General features: G+C 72.0%; 13 protein-coding genes. 1 reads left to right on the top strand and 12 read right to left on the bottom strand.

Going from position 1 to position 16,278, the window contains the following annotated elements; translation table 11 throughout:
* Positions 1 to 13 precede the first annotated feature (13 nt).
* From secA to mtrA, 7 genes are all read right to left on the bottom strand, one after another.
* Complete coding sequence (gene secA, locus BKD30_RS03930) at positions 14 to 2,830, bottom strand: preprotein translocase subunit SecA (RefSeq protein WP_083955994.1); 2,817 nt, start codon at positions 2,828 to 2,830, stop codon at positions 14 to 16.
* A 101-nt stretch (positions 2,831 to 2,931) separates the two neighbouring features.
* On the bottom strand, positions 2,932 to 4,179 hold the full coding sequence (locus tag BKD30_RS03925) for a winged helix-turn-helix domain-containing protein (protein ID WP_076702309.1): 1,248 nt from the start codon (positions 4,177 to 4,179) through the stop codon (positions 2,932 to 2,934).
* Positions 4,180 to 4,340: 161 nt separating this feature from the next.
* A complete protein-coding gene (gene hpf / locus BKD30_RS03920; protein ID WP_076702307.1) occupies positions 4,341 to 5,018 on the bottom strand; it encodes a ribosome hibernation-promoting factor, HPF/YfiA family in 678 nt (225 codons plus the stop codon).
* Between the two features lie 89 nt (positions 5,019 to 5,107).
* On the bottom strand, positions 5,108 to 5,989 hold the full coding sequence (locus BKD30_RS03915) for a ComF family protein (RefSeq protein ID WP_083955993.1): 882 nt from the start codon (positions 5,987 to 5,989) through the stop codon (positions 5,108 to 5,110).
* A gap of 96 nt (positions 5,990 to 6,085) precedes the next feature.
* Positions 6,086 to 7,792, bottom strand: coding sequence for an LpqB family beta-propeller domain-containing protein (locus tag BKD30_RS03910; RefSeq protein ID WP_218189248.1), 1,707 nt, complete (start codon positions 7,790 to 7,792; stop codon positions 6,086 to 6,088).
* Positions 7,792 to 9,636, bottom strand: coding sequence for an MtrAB system histidine kinase MtrB (gene mtrB / locus BKD30_RS03905; RefSeq protein WP_076702301.1), 1,845 nt, complete (start codon positions 9,634 to 9,636; stop codon positions 7,792 to 7,794). The genes BKD30_RS03910 and mtrB overlap by 1 nt, the downstream gene beginning before the upstream one ends.
* 56 nt (positions 9,637 to 9,692) lie before the next feature.
* Entirely contained in the window at positions 9,693 to 10,370 is a 678-nt protein-coding gene (mtrA, locus tag BKD30_RS03900; RefSeq protein ID WP_076702298.1) for an MtrAB system response regulator MtrA, read from the bottom strand.
* Between the two features lie 331 nt (positions 10,371 to 10,701).
* Here mtrA and BKD30_RS03895 point away from each other — a divergent pair, with 331 nt between their 5' ends.
* Entirely contained in the window at positions 10,702 to 11,361 is a 660-nt protein-coding gene (locus BKD30_RS03895; RefSeq protein ID WP_076702295.1) for a DUF4166 domain-containing protein, read from the top strand.
* Between the two features lie 26 nt (positions 11,362 to 11,387).
* Here the strand turns inward: BKD30_RS03895 and BKD30_RS03890 are convergent, their stop codons facing one another.
* From BKD30_RS03890 to BKD30_RS03870, 5 genes are read right to left on the bottom strand one after another with little or no spacing between them, the layout of a single operon-like run.
* Positions 11,388 to 12,476, bottom strand: a complete 1,089-nt coding sequence (locus BKD30_RS03890) for a uroporphyrinogen decarboxylase/cobalamine-independent methonine synthase family protein (RefSeq protein WP_076702292.1) — start codon at positions 12,474 to 12,476, stop codon at positions 11,388 to 11,390.
* On the bottom strand, positions 12,473 to 12,877 hold the full coding sequence (locus tag BKD30_RS03885; RefSeq protein WP_083955991.1) for a chorismate mutase: 405 nt from the start codon (positions 12,875 to 12,877) through the stop codon (positions 12,473 to 12,475). The genes BKD30_RS03890 and BKD30_RS03885 overlap by 4 nt, the downstream gene beginning before the upstream one ends.
* Complete coding sequence (locus BKD30_RS03880; protein WP_076702289.1) at positions 12,874 to 13,860, bottom strand: CPBP family intramembrane glutamic endopeptidase; 987 nt, start codon at positions 13,858 to 13,860, stop codon at positions 12,874 to 12,876. The genes BKD30_RS03885 and BKD30_RS03880 overlap by 4 nt, the downstream gene beginning before the upstream one ends.
* A 27-nt stretch (positions 13,861 to 13,887) precedes the next feature.
* Complete coding sequence (gene mnmA / locus BKD30_RS03875) at positions 13,888 to 15,027, bottom strand: tRNA 2-thiouridine(34) synthase MnmA (RefSeq protein ID WP_076702475.1); 1,140 nt, start codon at positions 15,025 to 15,027, stop codon at positions 13,888 to 13,890.
* A gap of 37 nt (positions 15,028 to 15,064) precedes the next feature.
* The gene (locus BKD30_RS03870; RefSeq protein WP_076702287.1) at positions 15,065 to 16,270 is read right to left on the bottom strand and encodes a cysteine desulfurase family protein; all 1,206 of its coding nucleotides are present in this window, start codon (positions 16,268 to 16,270) and stop codon (positions 15,065 to 15,067) included.
* Between the last annotated feature and the right edge of the window lie 8 nt (positions 16,271 to 16,278).

Raw genomic sequence — 16,278 nt, 5'->3', positions numbered from 1 at the left:
CGCCCGGGACGGGTCAGCGCCGCTTCTTCTTCGTCTTCTTCGTCCCCTTCTGAGACGCACGGGAGGGAGCGGTGCCGGTGGTCGCGGTGCCGGTGGCCGCGGTGCCCGACGACGCGGTGCCGGCCGATCCGGCCGCTCCGCCCGGGGAGGTACCCCGCGAGCCCCCCGGCACGGACGCGAGGGCCGCGGCGGCCCGCTCGACGTGGGTCTCGACGTCGCCGGTCTCCGTCGGGGCGGAGAGCTGCAGCTGGGCCGGCCGTTCGGGAGCGTCCAGACCGGCCGCGGCGAGCGCGGAGCGGTCCGGTACGCCGTCGCCGTCGGTGTCGACCTGCTCGACCTTCACGTCCAGGTTGAACAGGAAGCCGATGGTCTCCTCGCGGATGGACTCCATCATCTGCTGGAACATGGTGAAGCCCTCGTTCTGGTACTCCACCAGGGGGTCGCGCTGCGCCATGGCCCGCAACCCGATGCCCTCCTTGAGGTAGTCCATCTCGTAGAGGTGCTCCTGCCACTTGCGGCCGATCACCGACAGCACGACGCGTCGCTCGAGTTCGCGCATGTTCTCGGCACCGATGGCCGCCTCGCGCTTCCGGTAGGCGATGCGCGCATCGGAGAGGATCTCCTCGAGCAGGAAGTCGGACTTGACGTTCAACCGACCCCCCGCCTCGGCGAAGATGTCCTCCTGCGTCAGGCTCACGGGGTAGAGGGTGGTGAGGTTGGCCCAGAGCAGGTCCCAGTCCCAGTCCTCGCTGTGGCCCTCCGCCGTCGCGGCCTCGACCACGTCGCGGATCACGCCGGTGAGGAAGTTCTCCACCATGCCCTCGAGGTTCTCGCCCTCCAGGATGCGGCGCCGGTCGCCGTAGATGGCTTCGCGTTGCCGGTTGAGCACGTCGTCGTACTTGAGCACGTTCTTGCGCTGTTCGGCGTTGCGGGACTCCACCTGGGACTGAGCGGACGCGATGGCCCGGGAGACGATCTTCGCCTCGATCGGCACGTCGTCCGGGATGGCGGAGCTGTTCATCAGCCGCTCGGCCGCGCCGGAGTTGAACAGGCGCATCAGGTCGTCGGTGAGTGAGAGGTAGAACCGGGACTCGCCGGGGTCGCCCTGCCGACCGGACCGGCCGCGCAGCTGGTTGTCGATCCGGCGCGACTCGTGCCGTTCGGTGCCCAGCACGTAGAGCCCACCCAGTTCGAGCACCGCGGCGTGCTCGGTCTGCACCGCCTGGTTCGCCTTCTCCAGGGCGGCCGGCCACGCGGTCTCGTACGCCTCGGGGTTCTCGTTCGGGTCCAGGCCCCGCTCGTGCAGGGCGGCGATGGCGTTGAACTCGGCGTTTCCGCCGAGCATGATGTCGGTGCCGCGGCCGGCCATGTTGGTGGCCACGGTCACGGCGCCCTTCCGGCCGGCCTGGGCGACGATCGCCGCCTCCCGGGCGTGGTTCTTGGCGTTGAGGACCTCGTGCCGGATGCCGCGTTTGGCCAGCAGCTTCGAGAGGTACTCGCTCTTCTCCACGCTGGTGGTGCCCACCAGTACCGGCTGACCTGCCCCGTGCCGACCCGCGATGTCCTCGACGACGGCCTCGAACTTGACCACCTCGTTCTTGTACACGAGGTCGGTGCGGTCCTCGCGGGCCATCGGCTTGTTGGTCGGGATCACGACCACGCCGAGCTTGTAGGTGTTGACGAACTCGGCGGCCTCCGTCTCGGCGGTACCGGTCATGCCGGAGAGCTTCTCGTAGAGCCGGAAGTAGTTCTGCAGGGTGATCGTGGCCAGCGTCTGGTTCTCGGCCTTGATCTCGACGGCCTCCTTGGCCTCGATCGCCTGGTGCACCCCCTCGTTGTAGCGTCGGCCCGCGAGGATGCGGCCGGTGTGCTCGTCGACGATGAGCACCTCGCCGTCGAGCACGACGTAGTCCTTGTCCCGCTTGAACAGCTCCTTGGCCTTGATGGCGTTGTTCAGGAATCCGATCAGCGGGGTGTTCGCCGACTCGTAGAGGTTCTCGATGCCGAGGTAGTCCTCGACCTTCTCGATGCCGCCCTCGAGCACGCCGATGGTGCGCTTCTTCTCGTCCACCTCGTAGTCGGTGCCGGCGTCCAGCCGCAGCACGACCTTGGCGAACTCGCCGTACCAGCGGTTGGCGTCCCCCGAGGCGGGACCGGAGATGATCAGCGGGGTCCGGGCCTCGTCGATGAGGATGGAGTCGACCTCGTCGACGATCGCGAAGTGGTGACCGCGCTGGACCAACTCGTCCGGCGCCCACGCCATGTTGTCGCGCAGGTAGTCGAACCCGAACTCGTTGTTCGTCCCGTAGGTGATGTCGGCGGCGTACTGCTCGCGTCGCTGCGCCGGGTCCATGTTCGCCAGGATGCAGCCGGTGGACATGCCGAGGAACCGGAAGACGCGGCCCATCAGCTCGCTCTGGTAGCCGGCCAGGTAGTCGTTGACCGTGATGACGTGCACGCCCTTGCCGGTCAGCGCGTTCAGGTACGCGGGGGCGGTGGCGACCAGGGTCTTGCCCTCACCGGTCTTCATCTCCGCGATGTTGCCCAGGTGCAGGGCCGCGCCGCCCATCAGCTGCACGTCGAAGTGCCGTTGCCCCAGGGTGCGGCCGGCGGCCTCCCGCACCGCGGCGAACGCCTCCGGTAGCAGGTCGTCGAGCGTCTCGCCGTCCTGGTACCGCTGCCGCAGCGTGTCGGTCTCCGCACGCAGCTCGGCGTCGGACATCTCCCGGAAGTCGTCCTCCAGCGCGTTGATCGCGTCCACGAAGGACTGCAACCGCTTGAGGGTCTTCTTGTCGCCCGTGCGAAGAACCCGTTCGATCAGGGATGGCACAGCTGTTCGCTCCTGCGTGCTCGACTCTTTCGGACCGCGCGGACGTGGTGATCACGGTTCGCGCGCTGCGCCGAGTCTACGCGAGGCGGCTGACGACGGGCTCAGCGTTCGCTCACGGCCCGGGCGAGTGCCGGGTGGAGCTCCCGGGCGAGTGCCGCGGCGAGATCGCCCCGGGGGGCCACGGCCACGTCGTCGAGCCCCAGCCAGTGGGCCATCAGCAGCAGTTCGTCGGCCAGCTCCCGGGCCGTCCGCGAGGGCGCGTCCGGTTCCGCGAACGCCGCCTGGACGATCAGGGTCCGGCCCTGCCGGTCGGCCTTCAGATCGACGCGGGCCACCAGTTCCTCACCGAGGAGGAACGGCAGCACGTAGTAGCCGTGCTGCCGGCGTTCGGGCGGGGTGTAGATGCCGATCCGGTAGTGGAAGCCGAAGAGCTCCTCGACCCGGGGCCGGTGGAAGATCAACGAGTCGAACGGGCTGAGCAGGGCTCGGGCGGCCACCCGGCGCGGCCGGCGGGCGGCGGTGTGCAGCCAGTACGTCCGGTCCAGGCCGTCGACGGTGACGGGGGTGACGACGCCCTCGACGGCGAGCCGGGTCAGGGCTTCCGTGGTGGGCTTCACCGGCAACCGGAAGTAGTCCGCGACGGAACGGGCCGTCGCCACCCCGAGGGCGCGGACGGCCGCCTCGGTGAGCCGCTCCGCCGCGCCCGCCCGGTCCGGCTCCGGGACCGACCGCAGCGCGGGCGGCAGCACCCGGTCGGTCAGGGTGTACCGACGCTCGAACTGCGGCGTCCGCCCGGCGGAGCCCACGACGCCCCGCTCGAACAGGTGCTCGAGGACACGTTTGGTGGGTGTCCAGTTCCAGCCCCACTGGACGCGGTCCACCGCGTGGTCGTGGTTCAGCACGGCGGCGAGTGCGGTGGCGGTCATCGGCCGGGACCGGTCGAGCACGTCGATCAGGCCTGCGGCGATGGCCTCCTGCCCCGCGACGGCGGTGCCGGGCAGGCCGACCCACCGCCGACGCTGCCAGACCCGCAGGTCGGCGAAGTGCTCCGGGCGGATGAAACTCGCCTCGTGCGCCCAGTACTCCATCAGCCGACGGGGCGGCTTCTCACTGAGCCGGTGCACCAGGGCACGGTCGTACGGGCCGAGCCGGGCGAAGACCGGCAGGTAGTGACTGCGGCACAGCACGTTGACCGAGTCGATCTGCACCAACTGGATCCGGCGCATCAGGGCGGCGATGTGCGCGGCGGTCACCTGGCCAGACGAGGACCGCGCCTGGTGCGGAACCTCCAGAGCCTGCGCGGCGATGGCGATGCGACGGGCCGCGGAGCGGCTGAGCCGGGTGATCACGGGCCTCCTGCGGGTGGCGATCCGCACGGCTTACCGCGCGTTCTTCCGGACGGGTCGTCTGGACGGGGTTCTCCGGCGAGGCAACGCCGGCCGGGGTTCGCCCGGGCAGGGAACGGGCCACGACCCCGGGGGTCGTGGCCCGTTCGCCGAGGCGGCGTCGATCAGGCGGGGGTGGCCGGCCGGTAGGCCAGCTCCTCCTCCTGCACGTCGGCGTCCTGGTCGCAGGCCTCGTCGAGGGAGATCACCCCGTAGGTCCAACCGCGGCGGCGATAGACGACCGACGGTGTGCTCGTGTCCTCGTCGATGAACAGGTAGAAGTCGTGGCCGACCATCTCCATGGCGTCCACGGCGTCGTCGAGGCTCAGCCGGGCGGCGGGGAACACCTTGCGCCGGATGGTGACCGGGGACTCACCGGTCTGCTGATCGGGCACCGTCTCGGCGGCGCGGCCACCGACGTCGTCCACCGTCTGCAGGTAGATCGGTGTGTCGGGCCGGACGACCGGGAGGGCGGCGGTGGCCTCGTGCACCGCTGTCGGCCGCTGGTGGCCCTGGTGGTGGACCTTCTTGCGGTCGCGGGCCCGGCGGAGTCGCTCGGCCAGCTTCCTGGCGGCCGCGTCGAACGCGCTGAACTTGTCCTCGGAGACGGCCTCGGCGCGAATCACGGGCTTCCTCCCGAGCACGGTGAGTTCGATGGTGACGGCGGAGGGCTGCTTCGTCACCTTGGCCTCGAGCCGGTGTCTGCTCTCGACCAACGGCTCGATCTTGGCGATCTTCTCCTCGGCGTATTCCCGGTACCGGTCGGACACCGTGACGTTTCGGCCGTGGATGGAAAAGTCCATGGTGATCTCCGCTCTGACGTCGGTGACACAACGGCACCGGCTCATCCGACGGATGCCGTTGCGGTGTTTCGTCAACACCTGACCCCACGTTAGTTGAGCGGCACCTGATTTTCACCCGCCGGTCGGTTGCCGGTCACCGATCCCGGTGGCGGCACGGCAGCGACGACGGCGGCACCGTGCACCGGCATCCCCGCCGTGTTCAGGGCTCGCCGCGCCTCCGCGAGAGTCGCACCGGTGGTCAGCACGTCGTCGACCACCAGCACGAGCGCAGCCACCGGCAGGCAGACGCCGCGCCTGCCCCTCGACCGCAGCCTCATGCTCCCGGCGAGTCCGCGCGCCCGGGCGCGTCGCCCGGCTCCCCGGTGGGCGCCCCCGCCGGCTCCCCACCGAACCTTCGACCACGGGGCCGGCCCCCACCGGACGGCGAGGCAGGGCAGGAGCGCCGTGCCCGGCGGCAGCAGGCCCCGGTGCAACGCCGACCGCAGCAGCAGCCCGACCGGGTGGTAGCCACGGCGCCAGCGCGCGCGCAGCGTGGTGGGGACCGGGACGAGGACCAGCGGGCGATCGCGGACCCCGGCCCCGGCCCTGGCCGCTGCGGTGGTCACCGCACGGGCGAGCGCGGCGGCGACGTGAGCGGTCAGGTCCGTGCGCCCGTGGTCCTTCAGGGCCAGCAGCACGACGTCGATGCCGCCCGCCCGGTAAACACCGGCCGCGGTGACCGCGAGCGGCGGGTCGACCGGCAACCCGGGGGCGAACGCCTCGGCGGCGAAGGGACGGGCCGTGGCACAGCGCAGACGTGCCGCACACGGCCGACACAGCGACACGTCGACCCGGCCACATCGCGGGCACCAGACGGGCATCAGCAGCGCCAGGAAGGCGAGCACCGCGGCCTCGACCAGACCCGCGAGCGTGCGCAGCCGGGGGTATCGGGACCAGGGTCTGCGGTGCTGCGGCGGCGCGTCGACGTCCATGCCGCGATGCTGCCACGCCGGGGCTTCGGAAGGGTCCGGCCGGGGGCGGGGCGTGGACAGCGTGGGCCGGGCCGGGTGTCTGTGGAGGGAGAACGGTCAGCCGGCGAAGGCCGTGTCGAGTACACCGGTGGCCTGGTTGGACCAGCTGGTGTCCACCCGGACCAGCAGTTCCTGCCCCGACTGCAGATAGATCTCCTGGGAGCCGTTGCCGCCGGCCAGCGACGTCGCCCCCCGCACCGGCGCCAGTTCCTGCGACTGCCCGCTCAGGGAGAGCACCTCCGGGGTGACGTCGGCCTGTGTCGATGCGCCCATCACGGCCACCTCGGTGTCGCCGAGCCAGGCCCCGGTGTTCACCGTCTGGGTCGACCGGATCGGCAGCGCGGACGTCAGCTCCCGGGGGGTGCCGTCCGCGGCGCGGCGCACCCCGCTGAGCCAGACCGAGGACTTGCCCCCGTCCACGGTGATGATCAAGGCACGGGCCCCGTCCCGGGAGATCCGCAGGCTCGTGATCGTCCGGCCGCGCAGCCACGAGGCGCTGACCTCGTTCACCCCGCCGCCGAACCGGGCCGCCGCCGCCGCCGTGTAGACCAGGCCCGCCCCGGACCCGTCGGCGGTCCACAGCCAGTCGAACGGGTCGAAGCTCGGCCGGGTCAACGCGGATCCGGTGAAGACGACGCCCCGGGTGCCGTCGGTGGCGGCGCTGATCAGGCGGCGCCGGTCGGAACTGAGGTACGCGAAGCGGCGCTGGTCGTAACTCATGGCCGGGTCCACCGGCTTGTCCTGGGCGACCGAGCCGATGCCGTCGATGGGACGATAGCCACCCCCCTGGTACAGGACGAGTTCGTTGCGCACGATGGCCACCTGGCTGGCCGGCACCTGCTTCTCCTTGACCGGGGCGTTGCGGGCCGCTTCCCCCGCGTCGATGCCGAGCGGGCGCTGGTTGATCAGCATCCGCACCGAACTGATGCTGTCCAGCACCCCGACCAGGGTGCCGGAGAGCTGGTTGAGCATCCGCTCGCGCTGCTTCTGGTCGGACGAGTCGAGCACCTGCTGCGGCAGATCCACCTCGGCGGCGCCCGAGACGATCGGCACCGACGGGGTGTTCAACGTGGTGCCCTCGGGGAACGCGCTCACCACAGCACCCTTGAGGTAGTCCGCGGGCCCGTCGAGCAGCACTCGCACCAGGGACGTCGTGACCCGGGGGCCGCGGACGAACCAGCGTACGTCCGGCACGGCGTACGTGTAGGTGGGGTCGTAGAAGGTCAGCGAGTAGGCGCTGAACAGCAGGTCGAAGTCGCGGGCCTGCAGCACGATACCGTCCGGGATCCGGCTGATCCGCCACTGTCCGTCGACCTTCTGCAGGGCCACGTCGAGTGACTCGGTGGCGCCCTTGGCCGCATCCCGGTAGATCCCCCTGTCGTCGACCGTGGCCGTCACGGCCATGACGATGCGCACGGTGCCCGCGGCGGGGGTGGTGACCACGCGCGGGGCCGACGAGAGCACCAGGGTGCGCTGGTCCGGCTTCCAGGTGCTGGAGAGCCCGGGCGTGAGGTAGCTGCGGGCGACTGCGTACTCGTCCTGGCTGCCGACGCCGGCACGCAGAAAGCCCTGCACGATGGTCTGCGGGCTGCCGTTCTCCTGGGGTCCGCTGGGGGCCGGCCCCTGCTGGTTCTGCTGACTGCGGTTACCGGAGTCCTTGCTCATCCCCACCGGGCCGCCGGTGGGGATGGAGGAACAGCCGGTCAGCAAGAGGATCACGGCCAACACCAGTCCGATCCTGCTCCCCGGCCACGTCGCCCTCATCATGCTCCTCCTCGCCCGCTGCTGCTCGGTTCCGCGGTCGCCGCTGTTCCCGTGACCGTCCCGGTGTCCTCGCGCCCGACGACGGCGGGACCCCGGTCGGCCGGGTCGAGGATGACGGCGCTCGCGCCGGTCTCGACGGCGGGGACCGGGGCGTCCACGGGTTCGAGGGGAAGCGGCTCGTCCACCAGGTCCTCGCCGCGGCGGCGGGGCAGGATCATCCGGAAGTTGGAGCCGTGGCCGGCCAGTCCCCACGCCTGCAACCGCCCGTGGTGCAGGTTGACGTCCTCGGCGGCGATGGACAGACCGAGACCGCTGCCTCCGGTGGTGCGGGCCCGCGCCGGGTCCGCGCGCCAGAACCGGTCGAAGACCCGGGCGACGTCCTCCGGGGTCATCCCGATCCCGTGGTCCCGCACCGTCACCGCCACCGCGTTGTCGGTGGCGGCGACGTGCACCTGGATCGGGCGGCCCTCACCGTGCTCGATGGCGTTGACCAGCAGGTTGCGCACCACTCGCTCGATCCGCTTGCCGTCCATCTCGACCACGCAGCTGGGGTCGTCGAGCCGGACCTCGATGGTGGACCCCACGTTCTCGGCGAGCATCGCGGTGCCGTCCTGGACGCTGCGCACCACGTTGTTGATGTCGGCGTCGCCGATGTCGAGCACCGCGACCCCGGCATCGAACCGCGACATCTCCAGCAGGTCGGCCAGCAGGGTCTGAAACCGCTCGACCTGGTGGTAGAGCAGTTCCGCCGATCGCTTGTTGATCGGATCGAAGTCCTCCCGCGCGTCGAACAGCACCTGCGAGGCCATCCGCACCGTCGTCAGCGGGGTGCGCAACTCGTGGGAGACGTCCGAGACGAAGCGCTGCTGCATGCGGGAGAGCTCGGCCAGCGCCGTGATCTGCTCCTGCAGGTTGCCCGCCATGTGGTTGAAGGACGCGCCGAGCCGGGCCAGTTCGTCCTCGCCCTCGACGTTGATCCGCTCCTCCAACTGGCCGGCGGCCAGCTTCTCGGCCACGTCCGCGGCGTCGGAGACCGGCGCGACGACCGCGCGGGTGACGAACCAGGCGATGGCGCCGACCGCCAGCAGCAGGACCACGCCTCCCACCCAGAGCGCGCCGTGGATGTAGCTCAGGGTGTCCTGTGCGTCACCGAGGGTGTAGATCAGGTACAGCTCGTAATTGGTACCAGGAGGCACCCGGACGATCCGCCCGACGGCGATCGCGGGCACGTCGGAGGTCCCCACCGGCAGCGAGATGGACTGGTAGTACTGACCGTTGTCACGGCGGACCGCCGTCCGCAGCTCCTCGGGGATGACCGCCGACGTCAGCTGCGAGTTGTCGCTGCGGGCCGTCTCCACCCAGCGCTGCCCCTGTTCACCGGGCTTCTGCAGCAGCAGGAACATCCGGCGGGTGGACCCGCTGTCACCCTCGAGCACCTTGAGCGTGTTGTAGATGGTCTGCTGACCGGTGGCCCGGTCGTTGGTCTCGGCCCGGTCGAAGATCGCCTGGACCTCGTCGAAGCCGCGCCTGGACTCCTGCTCGGCCTGGCGCAGCCGCTCGCTGAACAGGGCGGACGAGATCTCGTGCGAGAGGAAGGCGCCGACCATGACGAACGCGATCAGCGTCATCCCCATGGTCAGCAGCACCGTGCGGAACTGCAGCGAGTGCCGCCACCGGGAGACGAGAGCCAGTCCGCCCGACCGGATCGACCACCACAGCCGCTCCACGCCGGTGCGACGGCGCCGATGGGGCGTCAGTACCCGGTGGGAGCCGGTACGACGGGTCGCACGGTCGCCGGATCCGGCGGGCAGCGCGGCCCGACTCGTCGGACCCGTGCTCGTCACAAACACGTTCTCTCCCGTTCCTCCACGCCGACCCCGGTCGGCACGGGATCTCCGCGTCAGCTCTGTCCGGCCTTGTATCCCACGCCCCGGACGGTCAGCACGACCTCGGGGGCCTCGGGATCTCTCTCAATCTTGGACCGAAGCCGCTGAACATGCACATTCACCAGCCGGGTGTCGGCGGCGTGCCGGTATCCCCACACCTGCTCGAGGAGCTGCTCACGGGTGAACACCTGCCACGGCTTCCGGGCCAGGGCGACGAGCAGGTCGAACTCGAGTGGGGTGAGCGCGATGGCCTTCGCCCCGCGGCGCACCGAGTGACCGGCGACGTCGATGGTCACGTCCGCGACGGTCAGGGTCTCCGGCGCCTTGGTCTCCCCCGGCCGCAGGCGCGCCCGCACCCGGGCGACCAACTCGGCCGGCTTGAACGGCTTCGGCACGTAGTCGTCGGCGCCCGACTCCAGGCCGCGGACGATGTCGGACGTGTCCGACTTCGCGGTCAGCATCACGATGGGGACGTCGGACTCGCCGCGGATCTGCCGGCATACCTCGATGCCGTCCAGACCGGGCAGCATCAGGTCGAGCAGCACCAGGTCGGGCCGGCTGTTGCGGAACGCGTCCAGCGCCCTGGCGCCGTCCGCGCAGAAGGACGGTTCGAAGCCGTCGTTGCGCAGCACGATGCCGATCATCTCCGCCAGTGCCTCGTCGTCGTCCACCACCAGAATGCGTCCCTTCATGCCCTCATCCTTGCAAACGTGCCGTGGTTCCGGCGCATCGACACCGCGCGACCGGCGGGGTGGCGCACCCCCGGGGTGGGACTCGGCCCCCGCTGGTCAGCTTCCGGGGCGGCGGATACGCTCGGCCATGGGCGACCGCCGGTCGACCTCGGACGAGGGGACGTGGCAGGCGTGAGCGAGGACGAGCACCGGGGCACCGGCGGTCGGGACGGTCAGCACCGGTCCGGGCAGGGCTGCGGCGGGTGACGGCCCTGCTGCACGTCGACCTGTGGATGCGACGGGAGGGGCTGGCCGTGGTCCTGCTGGTGCAGCACGACCGCCTCGCGACCCGATGACCGGGTCGCTGTACGAGCGGGTGCTCGGTGCCCGGTACGCGGGCCTGCACCCGCGCGTGCAGGCCTATTTCGCCCAGTCGGCCGGGACCGCGGTGCGCTATGACGGCGTGTTCGACGTCGCCGGGTGCACCGTGCCCGCCCTGCGACCGGTGTTCGCGGCCCTGGCCGGGGAGCAGATGTTCTTCCCCGAGTACGGGGAAAGGGTACCGTTCAGCATCGTGAACCGGGCGTACCGGGACGACGACGGCGCGCCGTGCCTGGCCGCCGAACGGATCCTCGACTTCGGTCACCGCACCCGGCGGTTCACCGACCTGTGTCGGCTCGGCGCGGACGGGCTGCTGCTGGACCTCGTCGGCGCACACCACCTGCTGCGCACCGGGCTGACCCTGTCGGTCACCGCAGCAGGGTCGATGCGGCTGGCGTCGACCACCGCGTGGGTCGGGCCGCCGAGCCCGGCCTCGTCCACCCCCCCGGCACCGCGGGCGCTGCCGGGGCTGCGAGTGCCGCGGGTGCTGGCGGCCGGCGCGTACACGGAACAGGGGTTCGACGACGCCACCGGACGGTTCACCATCCAGACCCGGGTGGTGCAACCGATGCTGGGGACGCTGTTCGTCTACGCGGGCAGCTTCGATCCCACACCACACCGCGCCCCCTGACCCGCACCGACCGACGGGCGAGGCGGTCAGCCGTCCCGGGCGGTCGTGTCGAGGGCGTCGGCGGCGGCGACGAGCCGGCGCAGCAGGGTGGGCAGCCGCCCGGCGTCGGGGGCGGTCGTCGACGCCGTCGTTCCCGTCAGCGCCGTGCGGGGTGTCCGGCTGGTCACCGTCACCTGCGGCAGTCGCGCCGCCGGCAGACCGAGCCGGCGCCAGGGATCGAGCACCTGGCCGGCGAGGTCGTTGACCTGCCGGATGTTCCCGCCCGCCGCCGCGGTGTCCAGTTCGACGACGATCGCGCCGCCGCCGTCGAGGTAGTCGCCGAGGGCGTCCGGCACGGTGCTCGGTGTGGTGACCGCGAGCGCGGTGGCGGGGACGGCGAGCCCGTCGGCCTCGACGTCCCGGGCCACCGACAGCGGCAAGGCGCCGACCTCGACGGCGAGCACCACCGCGGTGGCCCCGGCGTCGCGCACCACCTCGACCACTCGTCGCAGGACCTGGCGCACCTCCCCCCGGTCCACCGCGCGCAGAGTGCGGTACCCACTGGCGGTGGGCACGGTACCGGCCAGAACGCCGTCGAGGGCGGGTTCGTCGACGCGGAGCGTGACGGCCGCGTCCGGCAGCGCCACCCGCAAGCCCTGCAACTGGGCCGCCAGCCCGGCGGCGAGCGAGTCGGCCAGGTCCCGCCGTGCCCCGTGATCGGCGAGCAGGCGTTCACCGCCGGCGAGGTCGAGCATCGTGGCGAGGCTGAACGGGCCGAGCACGGCGACGCCGATCCGGCGGGCCGAGGTCTGCTCGACACCGACGAGGTCGGCGAGGACGTTCACGTCGGAGGCCAGCAACGAACGGGAACGGCGCAGATCCTCGCCCGGCCGGGCGGTGACCCGCCAGCCGTGTGGTCCGACCTCCACCGGCAGGTCGACGAGCAGCGCAGCGGCGCGGCCGGCGGCGTCGGCGCCCGGCCCGCGGTCGGGAAGCAGCGGCAGGTTCGGCAGATGCGGGTCGCCCAGTTCCCCGCGAATCGCCGTCAGCGCACCGAGCAGGTCGGTGCCGGCCACGACGGCGGGGCCCGCGGCGGTGACCGTGCTCGGTGTCGGCGTGGCGGAGCGGGGGCTCACGCCCGGGTACTCGCCTCGGCCGGGCCCGGGCGGTCGGCCGTTCCCTGGATCACGGGCAACGGCGCCGTCCCTTCGGAAATGGCCTGGTGGTGCCGGATCACTTCCTCGATGATGAACGCGAGGAACTTCTCGGCGAACGCGGGATCCAGGTGCGCCTCCTCCGCGAGCCGCCGCAGCCGCGCGATCTGCATCGACTCGCGCGTCGGGTCGGCCGGCGGCAGCCGGTGCTCGGCCTTGAGCACGCCGACCCGCTGGGTGGCCCGGAAGCGTTCGGCGAGGACGTAGACGAGGGTGGCGTCGAAGTTGTCGATGCTGGACCGGATCCGGAGCAGTTCCTGCATGACGGCCGGGTCCACGTCCTCCCCCAGTGAGCTGGCGGACGGGTCGTACGAATCCCTCATGGGTCCAGTCTAGGGGCGCCCTGACCGGTGCCCGGCCCGGCCGACGGCCGCCCCGGCACGGGCGCCAACCACGGTTCCCGGTCGAGCCGGAACTGGCCGCGCCAGGCCAGGACGGCGATCAGCACCGCCGGCAGCAACCAACCGGACCAGCCCAGGATCGTCGTCGTCAGCGGGGTGAACGTCGTCCCGTACGCGAGAAAGACCAACGGGAGACCGGCTGCGGCATTGATCGCGCCGCGCGCGAGCACGGCCGGCCAGACGGAACCGGTGCGCAGCCGCAGCCAGCTGAGCAGCGCGCCGATGACGATGGCGAAGCAGATCACCGCGAGCATCCCCAGCCAGGCGGGGCCGCCGGGATAGTGGTAACCGAGCGCGATCAGGGGGGCCTGCCAGATCCCCCACAGTGCCCCGGAGACGACGACGGCGGTCGGCACCCCGGCGGGCAGCAGGGCCGGGAGCAGCCAGCCGCGCCAGCCGAGTTCCTCGCCCAGGGCGGGGATGACGTTGACGAACGCGCCGATCAGGACGTTGAGGAACTGCAGCAGCACGACGGTGCCCATGCTGACCCGGGACAGGGCGGCGGGGGCGACCTGCTCCAGGTAGGCCCGGAAGCCGGAGAACCCGACGAGATCGGCCCGGTAGAGGCCGAACAGGGCACCGACGGCCAGCGCCCCGAGGACCAGGACCACGGCGAGGACCACGGCACCGAGCAGCAGCGCGACGAACCGGCCGACGGGGCGCACCTGGCTCACGCCCAGCGCCCGCGGGATCGAGTCCGGCCGGTCCACCCAGCGACTGACCACCAGCGCCGCGATCCCGGGGCCGAGCATGTAGACCAGCAGCAGCACCGGCAGGGCGGGACTGCGCAAGCCGCCCGCGACAGCCAGGCCCAGGCCGACCAGCCACGAGAAACCGAAGGCGATCGCGAGGAAGACCAGGATCGGGCGTCGTCGGATGACCCCCCCGGTCGTGTACGCAGGCATGGACCGAGAGTAGCCGTCGTGTGCGACTCAGGCGGTGGCCGGGGAGCGGGCCGTGTCGATGGTGGCCTGCCCGAGCACGCGGGTGCCCTGGTAGAGGACCACCGTCTGGCCGGGGGCGACGCCGCGCATCGGCTCCGCCAGGGTGATCACCAGCGCCGGATCGCCGGTCTCGTCGGTCACCACCTGTGCCGCCGCCGGGACGGGATCCCCGTGCGCACGGACCTGGGCGAGGACCTCGAAGCAGCCGGACGCGCCGGAGCCGGGGTCGACGACGGCGGCCGGCACGGGCCGTCCGGCCCAGGAGATCCGGATGCCGCGGATCTGCTCGACGGCGAGCAGCCGCTCGGGTCCGACGGTCACCCGATTCTGTTTCGGCTCGATCGAGAGGACGAACCGGGGCCTGCCGTCCGGGGCCGGCCGGCCGAGCTTCAACCCCCGGCGCTGCCCCACGGTGAACGCCTGGGCGCCTTCGTGGATGCCGACGGTCGTGCCGGTCTCGTCGACGATCTCGCCGGGCTGCATCTCGATCTTCTCGGCGAGCCACCCGGCAGTGTCCCCGTCGGGGATGAAGCAGATGTCGTGGCTGTCCGGCTTCTTCGCCACGGAGAGCCCGCGCTCGGCCGCCTCGGCCCGGACGGCCGCCTTGGTGGGCGCGTCGGCGAGCGGGAACAGGCAGTGCTCGAGTTGGGTCTCGGTCAGCACGCCGAGCACGTAGGACTGGTCCTTCGCCCAGTCGCTGGCGCGGTGCAACTCCGGGTGACCGTCGGCGTCCCGGGTCACCCGCGCGTAGTGCCCGGTGCAGACGGCGTCGAACCCGAGGGCGAGCGCCTTCTCCAGCAGGGCCGCGAACTTGATCTTCTCGTTGCAGCGCATGCAGGGGTTGGGGGTGCGGCCGGCCGCGTACTCGGCGACGAAGTCGTCGACGACGTCCTCCTTGAACCGCTCCGAGAAGTCCCACACGTAGTAGGGGATGCCGAGTTTCTCGGCGGCGCGCCAGGCGTCACGCGAGTCCTCGATGGTGCAGCAGCCGCGGCTGCCCGTGCGCAGGGTGCCGGGCATGCGGGACAGGGCCAGGTGGACGCCGACGACGTCGTGCCCGGCGTCGACGGCACGGGCGGCGGCGACGGCGGAGTCGACGCCGCCACTCATGGCAGCCAGGACGCGCATGATCTCCTCGTGATCGGTCGGATGGGTGCGGCCGGATTCAGCGGCCGGCGGCCCGCAGGTCGGGCACGTGCCCGGCCATGCCGGCGGCGGCGGCCTTCGCCACCGCACCGGGCAGTTCGTCCAGCAGCAGCCGGACGTCGTCCTCGGTGGACGTGTGACCGAGGCTGAAACGTTGGCCGCCGCGGGCCGTGGCCTCGTCCAGGCCCAGGGCGAGCAGGACGTGGGAGGCGCGGGGGACGCCGGCGCTGCACGCGGACCCGGCCGAGGACTGTACGCCGGCGGCGTCGAGCAGGAACAGGAGCGAATCACCCTCGCATCCGGTGAACGTGAAGTGGGCGTTGCCGGGCAGCCGCTCGGGGCCGGACGCGGGGCCGCGCAGGACGGCGGCGGGCACCCGCTCGAGCACCCCGGCCACCAGCGCGTCCCGCAGGCCGGCGATCCGGGCCGATTCGGCGGGCAGGTCGCCGACGACGGCGGTCGCGGCAGCGGCGAAACCGGCGACGGCGGGTGCGTCGAGCGTGCCCGAGCGGACGTCGCGTTCCTGGCCGCCGCCGTGCAGCACGGGCGTGACCGCGACGGACCGGCCGAGCAGCAGGGCCCCGATGCCCAGGGGGCCGCCGATCTTGTGGCCGCTGATCGAGGCGGCGGCCAGCCCACTGGCGGCGAAGTCCACGGGCACGGCGCCGAAGGCCTGCACGGCGTCGGCGTGCACGGGGACGCCGTACCGCTCGGCCCGGCGGACGATCTCGGCGACCGGCTGCACGGCCCCGACCTCGTTGTTGGCCCACATCACGGTGACGAGGGCGACCGATGCCGGGTCCTCGGCCAGGGCGGCGTCGAGCGCGTCCAGGTCGAGGATGCCGCGCTCGTCGACGGGCAGCCACACGGCTTCGGCACCCTGCGTCGCGGTGAGCCACTCGACCGTGTCGGAGACGGCGTGGTGCTCGACGGTCGAGGTCAGGATCCGACGACGGCGGGGATCGGCGGCGCGACGGGCCCAGTAGAGGCCCTTGACGGCCAGGTTGTCCGCCTCGGTGCCGCCGCCGGTGAGGACGACCTCGGAGGGGTCGGCACCGGCCGCGGCGGCGATCTCGTCGCGGGCGGTCTCCACCACCATCCGGGCGCGACGGCCCGCACCGTGCAGGGCGGAGGGGTTGCCGTAGCGGGTCAGTTCAGCGGTGATCGCGGCCAGAGCGGGCCCGCACAGGGGCGCGGTGGCCGCGTGGTCAAGGTACGCGGGCACCGGTCGAT

The sequence above is a fragment of the Tersicoccus phoenicis genome (genome assembly GCF_001968835.1).
GTDB classification, from domain to species: domain Bacteria; phylum Actinomycetota; class Actinomycetes; order Actinomycetales; family Micrococcaceae; genus Tersicoccus; species Tersicoccus phoenicis.
This window is presented reverse-complemented; position numbering and strand designations above follow the sequence as displayed.

Excerpts from the sequence above, each read along its gene's own strand:
- hpf (WP_076702307.1), bottom strand. The coding sequence starts at position 5,018 with ATGGACTTTTCCATCCACGGCCGAAACGTCACGGTGTCCGACCGGTAC.
- BKD30_RS03915 (WP_083955993.1), bottom strand. The coding sequence starts at position 5,989 with ATGGACGTCGACGCGCCGCCGCAGCACCGCAGACCCTGGTCCCGATAC.
- BKD30_RS03910 (WP_218189248.1), bottom strand. The coding sequence starts at position 7,792 with ATGAGGGCGACGTGGCCGGGGAGCAGGATCGGACTGGTGTTGGCCGTG.
- mtrA (WP_076702298.1), bottom strand. The coding sequence starts at position 10,370 with ATGAAGGGACGCATTCTGGTGGTGGACGACGACGAGGCACTGGCGGAG.
- BKD30_RS03895 (WP_076702295.1), top strand. The coding sequence starts at position 10,702 with ATGACCGGGTCGCTGTACGAGCGGGTGCTCGGTGCCCGGTACGCGGGC.
- BKD30_RS03885 (WP_083955991.1), bottom strand. The coding sequence starts at position 12,877 with ATGAGGGATTCGTACGACCCGTCCGCCAGCTCACTGGGGGAGGACGTG.
- BKD30_RS03880 (WP_076702289.1), bottom strand. The coding sequence starts at position 13,860 with ATGCCTGCGTACACGACCGGGGGGGTCATCCGACGACGCCCGATCCTG.
- mnmA (WP_076702475.1), bottom strand. The coding sequence starts at position 15,027 with ATGCGCGTCCTGGCTGCCATGAGTGGCGGCGTCGACTCCGCCGTCGCC.